Origin of the sequence: Anabaenopsis sp. FSS-46, from assembly GCF_029891665.1 — a bacterium.
Taxonomy (GTDB): Bacteria; Cyanobacteriota; Cyanobacteriia; order Cyanobacteriales; family Nostocaceae; genus Anabaenopsis; species Anabaenopsis arnoldii.
This window is the reverse complement of record NZ_JANQDG010000106.1, coordinates 1-17,336: the sequence shown is the minus strand read 5'-3', so window position 1 is coordinate 17,336 and position 17,336 is coordinate 1. Positions and strand designations below refer to the sequence as shown.

The 17,336-nt window shown below is 43.8% G+C and carries 9 protein-coding genes and 1 CRISPR repeat array; of the genes, 1 reads left to right on the top strand and 8 read right to left on the bottom strand.

All coding sequences use genetic code 11. The features are described from left to right. Positions 1–282 precede the first annotated feature (282 nt). The 5 genes from NWP21_RS12240 to NWP21_RS12220 all read right to left on the bottom strand — a co-directional run bounded on the left by NWP21_RS12240 (position 283) and on the right by NWP21_RS12220 (position 8,717). Positions 283–4,386 (bottom strand): DNA methyltransferase, encoded by a 4,104-nt coding sequence (locus tag NWP21_RS12240; protein WP_348519777.1) that lies wholly within the window; start codon positions 4,384–4,386, stop codon positions 283–285. Between the two features lie 15 nt (positions 4,387–4,401). After that, positions 4,402–7,650 carry a DISARM system SNF2-like helicase DrmD gene (gene drmD, locus NWP21_RS12235; protein ID WP_280792925.1) on the bottom strand — a complete coding sequence of 1,083 codons (3,249 nt, stop codon included), beginning with the start codon at positions 7,648–7,650 and terminating at the stop codon, positions 4,402–4,404. 26 nt (positions 7,651–7,676) lie between these two features. Further along, entirely contained in the window at positions 7,677–7,967 is a 291-nt protein-coding gene (locus NWP21_RS12230; protein WP_280792924.1) for a hypothetical protein, read from the bottom strand. A gap of 130 nt (positions 7,968–8,097) precedes the next feature. Then, positions 8,098–8,499 carry a hypothetical protein gene (locus NWP21_RS12225; protein ID WP_280792923.1) on the bottom strand — a complete coding sequence of 134 codons (402 nt, stop codon included), beginning with the start codon at positions 8,497–8,499 and terminating at the stop codon, positions 8,098–8,100. A gap of 5 nt (positions 8,500–8,504) precedes the next feature. After that, a complete protein-coding gene (locus NWP21_RS12220) occupies positions 8,505–8,717 on the bottom strand; it encodes a hypothetical protein (RefSeq protein WP_200987545.1) in 213 nt (70 codons plus the stop codon). A 245-nt stretch (positions 8,718–8,962) separates the two neighbouring features. On the opposite strand from NWP21_RS12220, the gene NWP21_RS12215 reads away from it, so the two are divergent. Continuing rightward, positions 8,963–9,121 (top strand): hypothetical protein, encoded by a 159-nt coding sequence (locus tag NWP21_RS12215; protein ID WP_280792922.1) that lies wholly within the window; start codon positions 8,963–8,965, stop codon positions 9,119–9,121. 178 nt (positions 9,122–9,299) lie between these two features. Next, positions 9,300–10,360: a CRISPR direct-repeat array (repeat unit 36 nt; unit sequence GTTTCCATTCGATTAATGTCCCCAGCGAGTGGGGAC). A 221-nt stretch (positions 10,361–10,581) separates the two neighbouring features. Here the strand turns inward: NWP21_RS12215 and NWP21_RS12210 are convergent. From NWP21_RS12210 to tnpA, 3 genes are all read right to left on the bottom strand, one after another. Beyond that, on the bottom strand, positions 10,582–12,459 hold the full coding sequence (locus NWP21_RS12210; RefSeq protein ID WP_280792921.1) for a DUF1998 domain-containing protein: 1,878 nt from the start codon (positions 12,457–12,459) through the stop codon (positions 10,582–10,584). Between the two features lie 5 nt (positions 12,460–12,464). Then, positions 12,465–15,950 (bottom strand): DISARM system helicase DrmA, encoded by a 3,486-nt coding sequence (gene drmA / locus NWP21_RS12205; protein ID WP_280792920.1) that lies wholly within the window; start codon positions 15,948–15,950, stop codon positions 12,465–12,467. 686 nt (positions 15,951–16,636) lie between these two features. Next, on the bottom strand, positions 16,637–17,050 hold the full coding sequence (gene tnpA, locus NWP21_RS12200; protein ID WP_280792919.1) for an IS200/IS605 family transposase: 414 nt from the start codon (positions 17,048–17,050) through the stop codon (positions 16,637–16,639). Between the last annotated feature and the right edge of the window lie 286 nt (positions 17,051–17,336).

The window sequence follows — 17,336 nt, the reverse complement described above, 5'->3', positions numbered from 1 at the left end:
GGTAAATCCCTATTTTTGTTTCTTTAGTCCTCTTTCAGAGGACTTGAGCTATCAGACGGGGAATTTTATTCCCCGGATGAATCCGACTATGGGTAAATCCCTATTTTTGTTTCTTTAGTCCTCTTTCAGAGGACTTGAGCTATCAGACGGGGAATTTTATTCCCCGGATGAACTATGGGTAAATGCGAATATGGGTGAATCCCCATTTCTGGTTTTTTAGGATGAATCTATCAGACGGGGAATTTCATTCCCCAGATAAATTATTTTCATCAGGGAACAAGCTTAATGTTTCTGCAACGGGTTGGGTTTTTTTTTAGCAGTCTTTTTAGTCTTTCCTTGGGGTTTGGGTTTATCTACACCTTTACCCCCTAAGATTTCTAACTCATATTGATCGCCATTCAACCGTATTAACCTAGCCAATACCTCATCCCGCAAGTCATCAGGATAACGATAACGCCACGGCTTTTTACGCTTATTAGAATCCTCCTCATCCTCATAGTCCAGAATAAACTCATACTGGGGCTTTAAGTCAAACCACCCATAAGCTGCTATAACCGCCTTATCCATCGCCATGTGTAACTCCCTAAGCTTAAGAATCTCAGATTCCAAGTTATTCGGGTCATGGAACCGGTTATAAGTCTTAGTTAACCCCTCATTGTTGCGTACCATTAACTCAGCACGATACTGGTAATATTCAGCCCCTACAGATTCTAAATTGGGGTCATGTTCCCAGTTCTCAGGGAATGGAAATGTTTCAAAGCAATCGGAGGGATTATAGCGTAAATCATTCTTCATTGATGAACTAAAAAATCTCGCCCATATCTCATGGATGTGAGATTGGAGGACAGTAAAGGTTGAATATGTTTCATAGGGAAAGACATTTAAACTATTTGCAAAAACAACTTTAGTTTGGTAAAAAATAAATAATAGATGATTTGATGCTTGAGCGTTAGTTACTAACACGCGGTTAAGAGGTGCGATCGCATTAAATAAAGCAGGTGTGTATCGACCCCATAGCCACCAATTTTTTTTACGTATCATTGCATCAACGTTATTTCCTAGCTTCTCCCTCTCAGGCTTAACCTTAGTCTCCACGATCGCCATTAAATCAGGATAATTCCTAGCTTCCTGTTCACTCATATCACCAAAATTAATCACATAACGGTGATAAGCATGGGTAGGACTAGAATTAACCTCTTCACCCCCAATATAAGGGAAAATACACTCTTGATTTTTAGGGTTAGACTCAATTAACCAGTGCATCTCACTAATGGGTGTCGCGTTGGGGTTAGTATCATCAAAGGTAAAGCCCATACCCAGAACAATAGACCCCTGAAAACTTTTACCCGCATTAGCTAACAGCGTCTTAGGGTTATTATTACCCGGTGCTTTAAACAGAAAAGCAGAAATATGATTAACAGGTTTACCATCTAAAAATACCCCATCACCCGCCCGCAAATCAATTTCCGGTCTAATAGCAGAAATAGAAATTGTATCAACATCTCCATCAATCCTCTTCAGAGGATTTTCGCTTTCAGACGGGGAATTTATTCCCCGGTCTGGTTGAACCGAGCGCGAATCTATTCCCCCTTCTCGTTGAGCCGATCGCATATTGACATCTTGATTAACCCGTCCATATTCCCCCTTAATTACATGAACAATGCTAACAACCACCGCCGCAACACCAGGCCATTTTAACCGCTTGGTGGCGTTATAAATCGTCCCGCCGTTTTCACAGATGTATCTTAACCCTGTATAGCGGGTGTCACCCTGGGAGATGGTGTTAGTGGCGATTAATCCAAAAGTCCCGTTTTTTCTCAGGAGGGTAAAAGCACGTCGGAAAAAGTGAGCCGCTAAATCTGAGTTACCATGGGATTCCGGGTGAACCACCTTTAACCAATCTAAGTAACCGAGGGCGTTAGCGTTGATAGTTGTATTTTTCCCCGCAAACGGAGGATTACCCACGATCGCATCAAAACCAGGGTTAGGACGGTTAAATACCTCTGGGAACTCTAACTCCCAGTTGAATGGGATTACAGGTTTCTCTTGAGAACGTAAACCTTGGCTAATCTCCATTACCTCCGTATTGTTTTCTGGGTTTTGTCGCCACCGGAAATACTTTTGAAATAACTCATCTGTTTTGACCTTCCTAGCTTTAGGTTTACCCGCACCAAAGAAAGCAGCGATCGCCATATCAGCCTTAACCCGACTATCAGTTAATAAGTCCTCTGATGCTTGGTAACATTGCTGTTTAGACTGGTAATCGTCATCTCTTAGTCGGTGTATTTCATCTCGGTTAAATCTAGACTTGGATAATTGTTGATTTAACAGCGACAAATCCGGGTCATCATAGGTGCGATCGCTCTCCCAAGTAAACCGTTTAATCTGGTCTTGAGTTAAACCAACCAAAGAATCACCAGACTTAAGACAGTGGTCTAAAAAAGTTAGAGGATAATTATCTGCAAAGGTCACCAACCATATAGATATTTTGCCCAAAGTTACCGCAAAAGGATTTTTATCAACCCCATACAAACACCGTTCTGCAATTAATCGTCGAGCGCAAACTAAAGGTTCTTCATTAGAAGATACTGTGGTTGAACCAGGGTTTTTGTCCCAAGCTTCCACTAGCTTTTCTGCTAATTGGCGACAAGCTTCTACCAAAAAAGCACCGGAACCCATAGCAGGGTCACATACCTTTAAATCCAATATTTGCTCAGGAGTGGGGTTAGCTCCCAAAGACTCTAAAACCGGTCTAAGAGTTTCTTTAACTATTGATTCTGTGAGCGATCGCGGTGTGTAGTGAGAACCACTGCTACGCCGTTCTTCCCCCGGTTGCAAATATAGGGAACCAGGAGGTAATAAGCTAGGGGTTTGGGGAGATATTTTTTGACCTAGAGATGCAATTACATCTTGTGCTGTTTGAGCTTGTTTTAACTCAGTTAATGATTTACCGGAAACCTCACACCCAGCAACCTCCTGTAAATACTTTCCCCGGTTGTTAGCTGGGGTGTGCAAAATCTCTTCTACACTCACCACCACGGTTACAGAATGTTTTGCGCCATTGGGTTTACTCCACACACCAATTGAACGGGAGGTTGCTTGTTCAACTTCATAACCCATGACCCCTTCATAGACTGAGCCGATTTGTTCCACATCCAAGGCGCGATAGGATAGGCGATCGCCATCTAGTACTAGTAACTTATCTAGGATTCGATACACTACCCCATCAGACACCCGCGGCGGTTCAATCTGCGATGGTAAGTGAGAATTTAATAAGTGAGAATTTAATAAACTGCGACCTTCCAGGAATGGGTACTCATCGGGGTCAAACAGTTGTCCCGCTCGTGGTGGTAAATATAAATCACCATGACTACCCCCATCGTGAACCAGGCGAAATAAACTCAGTAACCACGCCCAAGCACCATAACGCTGATCCATTGTATCAGGGTAATTACCCGCATCTGTACGCAAGCGTTCATATAGTCCTGTAACTGAATAATTGCTGATATAAATCCTATCTTGGGGCATTAATCCCTCATCTTCTGCATATAACAGAAACACCAACCGCAGCAAGACTGTAATTAGTCCTCCGTAAATATATTGAGAATTATTTTTAGCAATGTCATCAAATAACCTGCCCTTAGCAGCTACATTCGCAGATTGGAACCCCCGCAACAAATCCCATAGAGCATCAAGTACCTGTGCCGATAACTTAGTAGAAACCTCATTTTGATACTTGCGGCTATTTTCCAACAAGGCTAGTAACCGGCGTTCCGTCGGTCCATTGAACACTCGCTGTTCTTCTAATAACATATGCATCGCACCTAAGATCAACCGTCCCGACACTTCGCACATAGCCTGTACAGGAAAGGTTAGGTATCCCGAAGATTCTCCCCTAGGCGCATAGACCAAGCGTAAATGACTACCATTACATAATATACCCACAGGTATATCTTGTTCTCGTAACAGTCGCTCAAACTTAGCTTGGGGGCTGGCTCGCCACCCTGTTGATGTGGTATCTTCCCTCACCCTATCTAAATCTATACCTGGTGAAATTACCTGGACTAACATCAGCCAACCCCTATGATCCGGGTCAGGGACACCATAGGTAGGTTTTAAAATTTCCCCATATTCCGGGAGGGATACCACCAAATCATCAGGAGCGGGAACTAAATCCGTAGGTTCCCAACCTAAAATTTCTTGGGTAAACTTAGCAAACTCAGCAATGAGCGGTGTAACTATGCTATTTAAACGCTGCTGTAACTCCACAACATTACGATTTACCGAAACTTGTAAATTATTTAATGCGATGGGGGAGACCACTAACCCCACTGGTTGTAAAAAGCCCAACCATTCTTTATGTTGTTGAATTTCTCTATCTTTCATCAAAGTTTACACCCCTCAACCGGAAACCGGCCATAAATAAATTAATCCCACCGGTTCAATGCGCATCGCTTTGACTTGGTAAGAAGCTTCAATACGTCCGGGTTCAGAATTAATTTCTTCAGCAAGTCCCTGGAGTCGTTTTTCCCAGTAGCGAAGGTCTGCTTCTAATTGCTGTTTTTCCTGCGCGGGAAATTCTGCATAGGGAATACTTAACTGAATAGCTTTTTTCTGTGTAATTTCTCCTTGATGTTCTTGAATGCGCTGCTGTTGTGCTTCTAAAATTTTCTTCATTTGCGCTGCTTCTGCTTGACCCCGTGCGGTTAACTTCTTCTGCGCTCTTTGGGCTAAATCTTCCCCCCGTCGTTCTAAATGGGGAATTAATGCGGCGATATCTTGGTCGGCATTTTTTTGTAATATCTGTTTAACTGTTTCTGGTACTTTTTGCAAGCGCGGCGCTACTAAGGAGGTTTCTAATAACTTCAATACGTCGTCTTTTTCCCCTTCTTTGAGGGGTTGTAATTTCTTCCTTCCCCTGGTTACCGGGTCAGACCATTCGGCCGCGACTGTAATTACTTCATCATGTAACCGTGATGCTCCCTCTCCATAAATTGATAAGCGTCCCAGGGCGATAATTTTAGTCATGGGGTCATCTGTGAGACACACACAAGCACGAGTTAATTCATCATGTAAAAATCCTTGGGATAAAAATCTACCTAACAATCGCTGAACTACCCGATGTTCTAGGTGGAGGTGTACAACTTCCCCATCTAAAGAACCAGGGTCGCGAAATACTACCGGACGGATGGGGGACTCCTTGCGCCATTCCCATGGTTTCTGTGCTTTTTGGCGTGGGGTTCTTAAGGTGTCTAAGGTATTAACCCATGTGGGGTCTGCGCTTTGGTCAAGTTCTGGGAGTTTCCAGCGTGCGGTTGCGGAGTCTTGAATTACTTCTGCTGGGTCTACAGCTGTGAGAGCTGTTTTACCTAGCATTTCTAATGAAGCAGAAATCGCCTGGCGGAAATGTTCGTCACTTAGTCCTAACCAATCCCGGGATTTTTTCAGCATCTCTTGTAGTTGGGATAATTGCTGGGTTAACTGTTCCCTGCGCTGTCGATTTGCTTCCAGTTCGGTGTTAGTTATTTGTGAGTTGGGTAAATCAGCTTTTTCTATAGCAGCAGTAATATTATTGAGTTGATGGTGGCGAATCCCAGTTTCTAGTAACTGGGATAGGTTTTTCTGTAGTACCGGTGAAAGGATTCCTAGTTCTTGGTGAATGGTTTGGGTTTTTTTCACCAATACTTTTAATACTTGGTCCTCTGGGCGTTGAGCTAACACAAAGTAGTAACAGTTAACTACAGGCGCTCTCTGTAATTTTCTGTCAATCCGTCCGTTGCGCTGTTCCATTCTCGAAGGGTTCCAAGGTATATCAAAATGGAACAGATCCGCACAGTTGTTTTGCAGGTTTACCCCTTCCCGCGCTGCGTCGGTAGCAATGAGAATCCGCAGGGGATGATGGGCGGGGTCGGCGTTGAAGGCATTTTTGATCACATCCCGGCGCTCTTCCCCAATAATCCCGCCATGAAATACATCTAGCCGTTGTGTGTCTCTATGGGAGCCAGTAATGGCTGCTTCTAGTTGTTGTTTTAGGTAGTTTTTGGTGTCTATATATTCAGTAAATATAATGACTCTTCTATTTAGCCAAGGGGCGTTAGGTTGACCTAAGTTGGGGCACAGATGTTCTTTAATCCAAGCTTCTAACTCCTTTACCCGTGGGTCTGGTTCATATCTGGCTTGGTTGGCGATGTCGGTCATCTGCTCTAAAATTTCCCATTCCCGACTGCTTAACCCTATATTCACAGCGTTTGCAGTAGCTAATGTTACTTGGCTATCTTCCTCTGCTTGAATTTCTTCCTCTGGTAATTCCGCCCGTTCATCGTCTGCGTCGGGGGTTTCCCGCAGCAAGGGTAAGTTATCTATTTGACTTACATGGTGAGTAATTTTCTTTTCCATGGTTGGTGAGCGGAGTCGAACCACAGCCGCCCGATGGACTTTTAAAGTCCGTGCAAATGCTTCTATGGAAGATAGCAACCGCTTTTGTAGGGAAGTAATTACCAGCATGGCGGCATTTTGACTAGATTTAGATGCTGTTTTTAGTCTTTCTTCCCGCAGGTGGCGATATTCTTGCAGTAAGCGTGAGAGTTGCAATTCTGGGGCGTTTTCTGGGAGGTGATCAATAATAATAGGTATTACTCGCCGTTCGGGAAATTCTTCGCCAATTTCTCGCAGGTCTTGTTTTAATCTTCTGACCATGACTGTATCTAACAGTTGGCGATCGCGCACTGGTACGCCGCGACAAAATCTTTGAGGGTCAAGAATTTCTAACAATGCTGCAAAGCTGTTAGAATGTCCATTGTGGGGCGTAGCTGAGAGAAACAGTTTATGTTCAAATCTGGGGGCGATATCCCGGAGGGTTCTGGTTAGTTGGGAGTCTACAGCATATCTCGACCCACTCGCAGGGGCGGCGTTATGGGCTTCATCCAGAATCAACATCGACCCACCGCTGAAATCTCCTAACCAATCTCGCAAAGGTGCAGCATAGGTTTCATCTCGTAATAAAGCATGGGAAATAATAAAGCGGTTGTGAGTTGTCCAAGGGTTAATCCCATAGCCGCGTTCTTGACGACGACTAGCCATAAATTCCCGATCAAAAATTATCAAGGTTAACCCAAAGCGGCTTTCCATTTCTTGTTGCCATTGTCGCACCACTGAGGGCGGACAGGAAATCACCACCCGCCGGACTTTTTGCCGCATCAACATTTCCCGCAGAATTAACCCGGCTTCTATGGTTTTACCTAAACCCACATCATCCGCAATAAATAAACCCACTCTCGGCATTAATAAGGCTTTGCGCAGGGGTTCGAGTTGGTACGCTTTGACTTCAATACCCGCTCTATATGGTGCTTGAAAGAGTTTTGGATCCGTTGAGGTGACGCAATTCCAGCGCAGAGTATGGAGATAGGCAGAAAATAGCCCGGGACTATCAAAGCCCCGATGGGCTATAATTTCCCATGAGGTTTTACCTATGAGTTTGGCATCAATTTCTTTCTCCCACAGTACCTCTAGTTTTTCCCCTAGTGCATCATCTTCTAAACATGACAGGGAAACTAAAGTATTTTCTGCTGGGGTGGATGGAAATACCACATCCTCAATTAGGTATTGGCGCGATCGCACCCGGACGATTTCCCCCGCTGCAAGGTCAGTCACTGGCTTTTGGTAACCTCCACGTGCTGTTATATAAAAAAAGGTGAGAAGGTTTTGGTTATAACCAACACAGGAGTATTATACATTTTTTGGTAAACAATCCGGGGAATAAATTCCCGGTCTGAAAGTCCGGGGAATAAATTTCCCGTTTGAAAGTCCGGGGAATAAATTCCCCGTCTGAAAGCAAAAATCCTCTGAAGAGGATTGATGAAAATATTCATGGGATTTCTAATCGGTTTCAACCGATTTCCGCTATTAGCCCGGAAATTGATTTCCGGGTGGGTGGGGATACACAGGCGGAAACGCAAACTCAAACTCAAATTCTACCTCTAACCCGTTTCCATTCAAATAGTGTCCCCAGGGAGTGGGAACCTCACTGTAAGCGATCGCTCTGGGATAATTTACAAGCTTTTTCTTTCGGTTCTTGTAGGAACATAAGAGGTTATTTTACTACGATTTAGGTTTGATCTCAAATTCAAGTTTTGAACGATAGAAACAAACATCAAATTCCATAAAGAAATTAGTTTGTCCCAAAATTAAGGGTGTATTTGGTTTATTCACCCATGCAAAAGCTAAATTAACTGATGGAAATTCACCTATTTCAGCAGTAGCAAAAAATGGCATAGCTGCTTGACTGAGATTACCTGCTAATTGGATAATTGCCTTTCTACTATCCCAGATTCCCCCTAACTGAAGCCCTATTTCATAAGGTAAAACGTTTATAGTAGCACCACTATCTACTAAACCCAACACTTCTATTATTTGATCACCTTTACGTAAAATTAATGGAAGTCTGGGTAAGCTATCAAATTCATTTTGACTGGGATCTGTTGTTGAATATTTCAACCGCATAAAAGTTAATCATTAGCAATAGACTGATTTAGTTGTTCCATGAGGATTTTTCCAGCACCGAAGCTGTTATCAGGAGTTGCTAGGTAATATGTTTTGAATGGTTCTAAGGGAGAAATATCTTCTGTAGAGTCTAACTCTTCTGCAAGAATGCGAATTAATTTGAGCTTTTCGGATGCTGAAAGTTGTTGAATTGATGGTAGTAATTCAGTTAGTGTCATATTTTGCTTGTGAGGAGTGTTATCTTATTATATTGTATTGTAGCTGGAAGCAATACAATGAATTGATTATCGGTTCAACCAGTCCGGGGAATAAATTCCCCGTCTGAAAGCAAAAATCCTCCCAATAGGATTGATGAAAATATTCATGGGATTTCTAATCGGTTTCAACCGATTTCCGCTATTAGCCCGGAAATTGATTTCCGGGTGGGTGGGGATACACAGGCAGTGTTCAACCAGTCCGGGGAATGAATTCCCCGTCTGAAAGCAAAAATCCTCCCAATAGGATTGATGAAAATATTGAGGCGATTTCTAATCGGTTTCAACCGATTTCCGCTATTAGCCCGGAAATTGATTTCCGGGTGGGTGGGGATGTACAGGCGCGTAGCCTGTTTGTTTTTATTTGATTGGTGTCCCCGGGGAGTGGGGACACCTAAAAGTTCCGTATTTGAGCGTTAGCAGCGTAGTGTTTCCATTAGGATGAAAATATTCAGACAATTTCTAATCGGTTTCAACCGATTTCCGCTATTAGCCCGGAAATTGATTTCCGGGCGGTTGGGGATGCACAGACGGCGTAGCCTGTTTGTTTTTATTTGATTGGTGTCCCCAGGGAGTGGGGACTGGAACCCCCAAAGCATGGTGTTTTTATCACCAGGTTTCCATTCGATTAATGTCCCCAGCGAGTGGGGACACCCGGATATATGACATTGAAACCGGGGAATATCTCGAGTTTCCATTCGATTAATGTCCCCAGCGAGTGGGGACAGCCGCAAGTGCTCTTCAAAGAAAAAAGCAAAAGGTTTCCATTCGATTAATGTCCCCAGCGAGTGGGGACAATATTATCTGTCAAGACGTGTGACTACTCGTTCAGTTTCCATTCGATTAATGTCCCCAGCGAGTGGGGACCTTTGACGATAGTTGAGGGACTGCTGTACCTAGGGGTAGTTTCCATTCGATTAATGTCCCCAGCGAGTGGGGACAAGACAGGTCGAGGATATTCTGCAACCCTTAGGGTATCGTTTCCATTCGATTAATGTCCCCAGCGAGTGGGGACACGCCGCCCCTTTCGATGACTCCCCATGGAGGAGTAAAAGTTTCCATTCGATTAATGTCCCCAGCGAGTGGGGACGCCTTTCTGCTTACAACAGTGGGTATTTACACGGGTGTTTCCATTCGATTAATGTCCCCAGCGAGTGGGGACTTCCCAGCAAGGCATAACTCCTTCTTTTTGCCATACAGTTTCCATTCGATTAATGTCCCCAGCGAGTGGGGACGTTAAGCAGTCTGAAGCGCTTGCTGCTTCATGTCGTGTTTCCATTCGATTAATGTCCCCAGCGAGTGGGGACGTTTAAGCCTAAACCCAAGCCTAAACCTAGTCCCAGTTTCCATTCGATTAATGTCCCCAGCGAGTGGGGACCCCAGAACAAGGGTTCTGGAGGTCTATTGAGTGTGACGAGGAAAGTTTCCATTCGATTAATGTCCCCAGCGAGTGGGGACAAACGGAACTTCTGGTTTCGGTGGATAAGAACCAATTGGGGTTTCCATTCGATTAATGTCCCCAGCGAGTGGGGACTGGCATCTTCCCAGTCCTCTAGACTACAGACGATATCGTTTCCATTCGATTAATGTCCCCAGCGAGTGGGGACCCTTCCATTTTAAACACAGTCCCAGTAAGAAGTCTAGAGGCACTTTCCGAGGTTCAAGAAACTTAACGGCTGAAATGGCATTTAGCATAGTCATCAAACGGCTGAAACTCTTATACAGCAAGCGACCGAGGTTTGGAACGAGAAAATCATTATTTCAGCGATTTTGATTGAACCTCCGTGACCAGTCAACCGTCAACCGTCAACCGTCAACCGTCAACCCTTCAAAGTAAATTTGAGAAAAACTCAGTTCCCAACCCTTCCAGAGTAGATACCACCAGAGCGCGATCTAAAAAGTGATTACCGCGCTCACAAGATGTTTCCGCAATCAGCAAGCATCCATGACAAGCGGAACCATGTAAAAAACGCTCCTCTTGTTCATCATCAGGACGATGTTGGGCGCATACTGGGTCATTAGAACATAATCGCCCTTGCTCTAGTGCAACTTCTAAATGGTGTTCAATGCGTTTACCAACTTCTACCAGTCCCCCTAAAGTTCCTTCGGAGCCGGAGGAACCAGTATATAAAAGAATACCATAACCCCCTTCATTAGCATAGATGCGTTCACGGATAGAACTAGCAGCATAACCGCATTCTAGGGAGACAGACATAATTAATAGATGTGATAATGAATGCAGCATAATATAGGGTAAACCCGGAAAATTCACCTTGTCTTTTTCCTGGTCTATACCTTTGTTGGCGCACCAGATGTCAAACCCCCTAGACAGTTCACGTCCCCGTTTTTTCACTGATTCCCGTTGTAACCAAGCTTCTATAGCTTCTGTCCGAAAGGCAATAAATACACCCTCCCCTTTGTTCTCAATGGCTGGAACCCAACTAGGTTCAGTATCCAAGGCCGCACGCCTAACATTAATATCTAGTTCACCATCAATATCTGGCATTTCGGCCTCAAACCGTGTAAACCCTACCTGGGCGATCACTTCCCGTAAGCGATGTACTAAAACAATTCTTTCAATCAGAGGAGAAAAAGCAGGTGTTAAATCATCCAAACTGCGCGCAGTTGCATAAAAATTACCATCTGGTTTATCTTCCCCCACGACAGGGCTAGAAAGTAGGGTTTCAATTTCTGCTTGTTTAATACTTTTATAGAGTTTTTCCACTCCACTTTGTCGCCTCTGGACCTCTTCCCATACGGCTTCATCGCTAAATTGTTCGATCGCCGTCTTTACTTTTGGTTTCTTGCGTTCTCTCTGAATATCGCTGAGACTTTCTGCAGATTGTAAAAAATCTTCATACACTAAATTAACAGCGTTTTGTAAAGGTGCGTCCCGGTCAGGAAGGGAAATCACGCTTAGGACTTGGGAGAAATAGGCATTACTCGCCGACCTGACTAGTAAACGATTGTATTCTGGTTGACCCGTAGATTCACGAATACAAGAAAGTTCTTGAGCAGAGGGGCCAATCCAGGGGCGGTGTCCCTGACATTTCCCCAATACTTTGCCATTGGGAATAGTAGCATTAGCCAGGGGGCGACGTTTTTTACAAGCTTCGCAGCGTACATAAATTTCGGCAAAGTCGTTACCAGAACCGGCTTCATCTAACCATAGTTGACCGCGACATTTTTTATCAGGGCCATCATGGACAAAAGCAGACCAATCAATATCACTGATATGTCCTTTAACGCAAGCTTGTACAAAGCGAACGGGGACAACTGGTACTTTCTTTTTTTGAGCATCGAGATATTTACCACCGGTTAAATCAGTCCAACGTAATAAAGGGCGGGTACGATAAATTTTTTTACCCTTGATGTTATTTCTGGGGTCTTCCCAAGTTTCCTTAACTTGAGCTAAACACCAAGCAGGGAAAATAAAAGCTTTAACTCCTGTACGGATATCACCGGGGTTTTCTGCGTCTATTGGTGGTGCATAGAGTTGAATACTATTGACACCCAAGATTTCAGCAACTCTACTTGCTAATCGCGGCTCATAGATCAGTGTTTTCTTACCACGCCAATGATTTAACCCAGCGATGATTACAGAATGGTTGGGTAAATCTACCATGGAACCGGGGCCAAAGCTGGAAAGCATTTGACTTTGGCGTATTTCTCCTGCTGGGGGTCTTTTGTTGTCAGATTTACTCATGATTTTTATTCCTCTAGTTCTTGTTGAGTAGGAATCCAGATGTTGACTGTTGGTTCAACATCGCGCAAACTCCGCTGGGCTTTAAATTTCTGAGCTGCTGAACTTTGTTTTTTTCGTTCGGGGTCGAGGGTGTCAAACAGCAGGGGGGGTGCTGCGCCTACTTCCCGTTGATATTGCAAGGTGGTTTTGTTATTGGCGATGGTTTCCCAACTATCGAGTAGGTCTTTAACTCGGCTTTCGACTTTTTCACCTTGTGCTTGTGCTTGACTAGGTTCGGTCTCTTGCATTTGTGCGCGTTGGGCTATGGTGTCAATGACAAACTGTAATTGATCACGATGTTGAGCAATGTCAAAAGCGCCCATTGGTGGGGTCATTTTGGGATGTCCCAAACGTGCTAAAGCGACGGTAATGGCTGCAATCCCTCGGTCAATGGCGCGGGGGGAAAAGGGGGTAACGCTGGTGGCTTCTACGGCTCGGTAAAATGTAGAATGCCAAGCAGCAAAACGTTCATAATGGGAGCGATCGCGGGGACGATGAATATTGAGTAAAGTTACTACTAACCCTGGTCGCTCCTCATCCCTTCCCACTCGACTGGTAGCTTGGATATATTCCGCAGCGGTTTTGGGTTGACCCAGAACTACCATTAAACCTAAGCGGGTAATATCTAAACCCACGGAAATCATATTAGTAGCTAAGACAACATCAACTTTATCCGCTTGGGTAAAGGTTGATTCCAGGTGTCGTTTAGTCTCTGCAACTTGGCTAGTATTGACGCGAGAAGTTAATTCTTCAATTTCATCAGCAATTTTACGGTCAGCAAATAAGCCAGTAGTTTCATTAATTCTCAACCGTTGACTGTAAGTCAACAGACGAGATTTAACTTCATCTTCGATAATCCGGCGACTTCCTCCCAACTCCCGCACAGAATTAAAGTAACCTAACAGGGTCATGTAGGGGTCGGCGGGGTTATGGGGGTTTTTCTTCCCTCCCAACTCTAACCAGTGCTTCTGGGCTGCGCTTAATAATGCCAAGTAAGTACGTAATAATACCACCTTTAAACTGCGTCCTTGGGCTGCAATACCTACATATATCCGGGGGTTTTTTACAGTTGGTGAAACAGTTTTAGCAAAAAATGAATCTCGTCTGTCTGGGCCTGGAGGGGGGAAGATATCAACCTCACTGCGACCAAATAAAGCTTGAATTTGTTGATGTGCGCGGCGGACTGTAGCGGTGGAAGCGACAATTTTAGGGCGAATTTTTTTCCCGTTGATTTCTTGGGTACATAAAGCATCAATGGCGGTTTCATATAGTCCTACCATTGTTCCCAAAGGACCGGAAATTAAATGTAATTCGTCTTGGATAATTAAATCTGGGGGTGGTAAATGACCACCTAGGGTTTTACCGCCCTTTGGTTGTGTCGGTCCATAAAATCCATCATCATCATAGCGGTCTACTTTGCCAAATAACGCCCCTGTTTCTCCCACCCAAGGTAAACTGGCGAATTTATCCACAGTGGAAATGATAAAACAAGGTAAGCGGCGATAGATTGGTTCATCCACAGCGACTATTGGTAAAGCTTGATTTCTGGAAAAGTGACAGCGCCGATTGGCGCAAGATACACGCAGATTTGTAGGATGATCAGGGTTGGGGTATAATTGAAAAGAATTGCGGTTAAATTTAGTCCCACACCAAGGACAACTTTCTAAGGGAATTGGTGATGGTTTGCCATCGTCTTTTTGGAAATCAAGGGTTCTTTTTCTGGCACTATAATCATCATTGTCGCCTTTTTTACCCATGCGGTTAGGGGTAGACCCCTGTCCTACCCAAAGTCCGATTTCAAAAGGCCAGGTTCCTAACTGTTGGGGGTTGTTTTGACGTTCTATTTCTAGGGCGCAAATCATCGCCGCAGCACGTCCCAGTTGGTCAAGGGTTAAAAGCCGCAGGGTGTAACGCATGAGGACACTTAACCCAGCGGATTTGATACCGGGGTAACGTAGTCGCCTAAGAACTAGGGTAAAAGCTGCAAGTCCTAGGTAAGCTTCGGTTTTACCGCCACCGGTGGGGAAGAATAATAAATCAACTAATTCCCGATCGCCTGTTTCCGGGTCAGCTATTCCTGTTAGGTTCATCAATAAAAACCCTAGCTGGAAAGGTCGCCACTTAGGGGCTTCTACGGACTCTGGTGTAATATCTTTGCCGTGGGTGACCCGTTGACGGATGTATCTGGCAATGGTAAGATTAGCAATAGAAAAAGCTGTGAATATTTCCGGGTCTTGTAAAGCTGTGATTCCAGCTTTAATGCGTTGATTGGCAACTTCTGCCCGGTCAAGTAATTTCTGGGCGACGGTTAAACGTTTTGCTGTGGTTAACGCCAGGCGATCGCTATCAGTGGGACATTGATGGCGTTGGTTTTCAATCCACCCAGCGTAAGCATCGCTCATGGGAGTGAGCATATTTTGCAATGCCTCCGGTGTAGATGCCTTAGCTAAGGCTTCCATCCCCAATTCTACCTTGGCCACAGGGCTGGCTATCACCTTTTCTACATCTGCCGTGGGTATCCAAGCAGTTTGAATATTATGACAATCCCCATCAGAATTAGTCAAGGAAATGGCAGAAACGTTATGACCCACAGCATACTCATAATCATCACGGTATTGCAAGTCTGCCACATTTTCATCCCAATCGTTGTCATCTCTTCCCCGTAAATTGGGACGGGGTACTAATGGCTCTGGGGTATTTATAATTAAGGTTGTTTGAAAGGTATAACTAATATCCCGTTGTTTATCTACAGTCACCAGACGATTATTGACTAAAAATACTGAAACTGAATAGGTTCCCTCTGGTATTAATTCTTGGTAACCTACATTGCGGATAGAAATAACCAGCTTTAAACCGTCACTGTCAGGTACAGAGTAAGTTATTTTGTCTTGGCCTGGGGGATGGTCCGGGAGTGGAATAGTCAGATCGGCTTGTTTGGGTATACGTTTCCAGCATCCCGATAAATTTTGACCCGATAAATTTTGACCCGATTTGTCTGGGGGGGTCTGATCTATCTTATCTGGGGGTGAGAGAATATCTAGCTGGGTATATGAAGTTTCAACCTCTGGGTGATGGTCATCTTTAATGGGGAAGTAATCACCCCACTGTACTGTAATATTCAGTTGGCTGGCATTTTGAGGAACTAAGAAACTTAAACCCATAGATGATGGGAAAAAAGCTTTTTGAGCAAAGGGTTTTTCTGGTACGTTTTCATCTTCAGCGGTGCTACCACCTTCCATCAGGTCTAAATCCTCATTTACTGTATCATCTATCCGTTGTTCTAAGGGCGCACCACTGGGAACTAAAAAACCTGAAAGATACCATTTTGATGGTGCTTGATCAAGAATTTCTTCCTGGTGGTCTATATCTTCAGGAGTCGGACCAATAAGGTCAAGTTGTAAAGCGGTGATCAGCTGTGATCTAACTTGGTGAGATGTTGTATTATTTTCCATGTATTTTGTTTAATATTTGGTATCAATCCGACTATGGGTGAATCCCCATTTTTGTTTCTTTAGTCCTCTTTCAGAGGACTTTGGCTATCAGACGGGGAATTTTATTCCCCGGATGAACTATTGGTGAATCCCCATTTTTGTTTCTTTAGTCCTCTTTGAGAGGACTTGAGCTATCAGACGGGGAATTTTATTCCCCGGATGAACCCCTGTCTAATAGCTGAAGTCGGATGAATCCCACTATGGGTAAATCCCCATTTTTGGTTCTTTAGTCCTCTTTCAGAGGACTTGAGCTATCAGACGGGGAATTTTATTCCCCGGATGAACCCCTGTCTAATAGCTGAAGTCGGATGAATCCCACTATGGGTAAATCCCCATTTTTGGGTTTTTATTTGTCGGTAACCAGGGGTTAGAAACCCCTGTCTAATAGCGGAAGTCGGATGAATCCGACTATGGGTAAATCCCCATTTTTGGTTCTTTAGTCCTCTTTCAGAGGACTTGAGCTATCAGACGGGGAATTTTATTCCCCGGATGAACCCCTGTCTAATAGCGGAAGTCGGATGAATCCGACTATGGGTGAATCCCCATTTTTGGTTCTTTAGTCCTCTTTGAGAGGACTTGAGCTATCAGACGGGGAATTTTATTCCCCGGATAAATTATTTTTATCATACTAATTTTTTTGACGTTTATTAATTGATATCTACTTTTTCTAAATGAGGATTAGTCGTTCCTTCTAAATGGTGTATTTTTTGATTTTTGACATAATTAACAGCTTGTTCAAGTTGCTTACTACCTAGTGAGAAAACACCATATCCTTCTTGCCAATAAAATTTCTTTGATGTCATAGAATAATGCTGGTTTAAATAATGAGAGCTACTACCCTTGATTTTTTTCATAAAATCAGCAATTGCTATTGTAGGAGGAATAGAAACAACTACATGAATATGGTCTGTCATACCGCCTATGCTATGCACTATACAATTAAGAGAATCGGATTTACCAATAATATAATTGTACAGTTCAGGTTCTTGATTGGGGAGGATTAGAGGTAGGCGTTCTTTCGTTGCCCACACGATATGATAATACAGTTTCCATAAAGACATATTTTTGAAAATTACCATTTACAAAATGTTACTAATAAATGTGTTTTTTTCACAGGTAACTAATAAATGTGTTTTTTTCACAGTAACCAGGGGTTAGAAACCCCTGTCTAATAGCGGAAGTCGGATGAATCCGACTATGGGTAAATCCCCATTTTTGTTTCTTTAGTCCTCTTTGAGAGGACTTTGGCTATCAGACGGGGAATTTTATTCCCCGGATGAACCCGACTATTGGTGAATGGGAATATGGGTAAATCCCCATTTTTGGGTTTTTATTTGTCGGTAACTA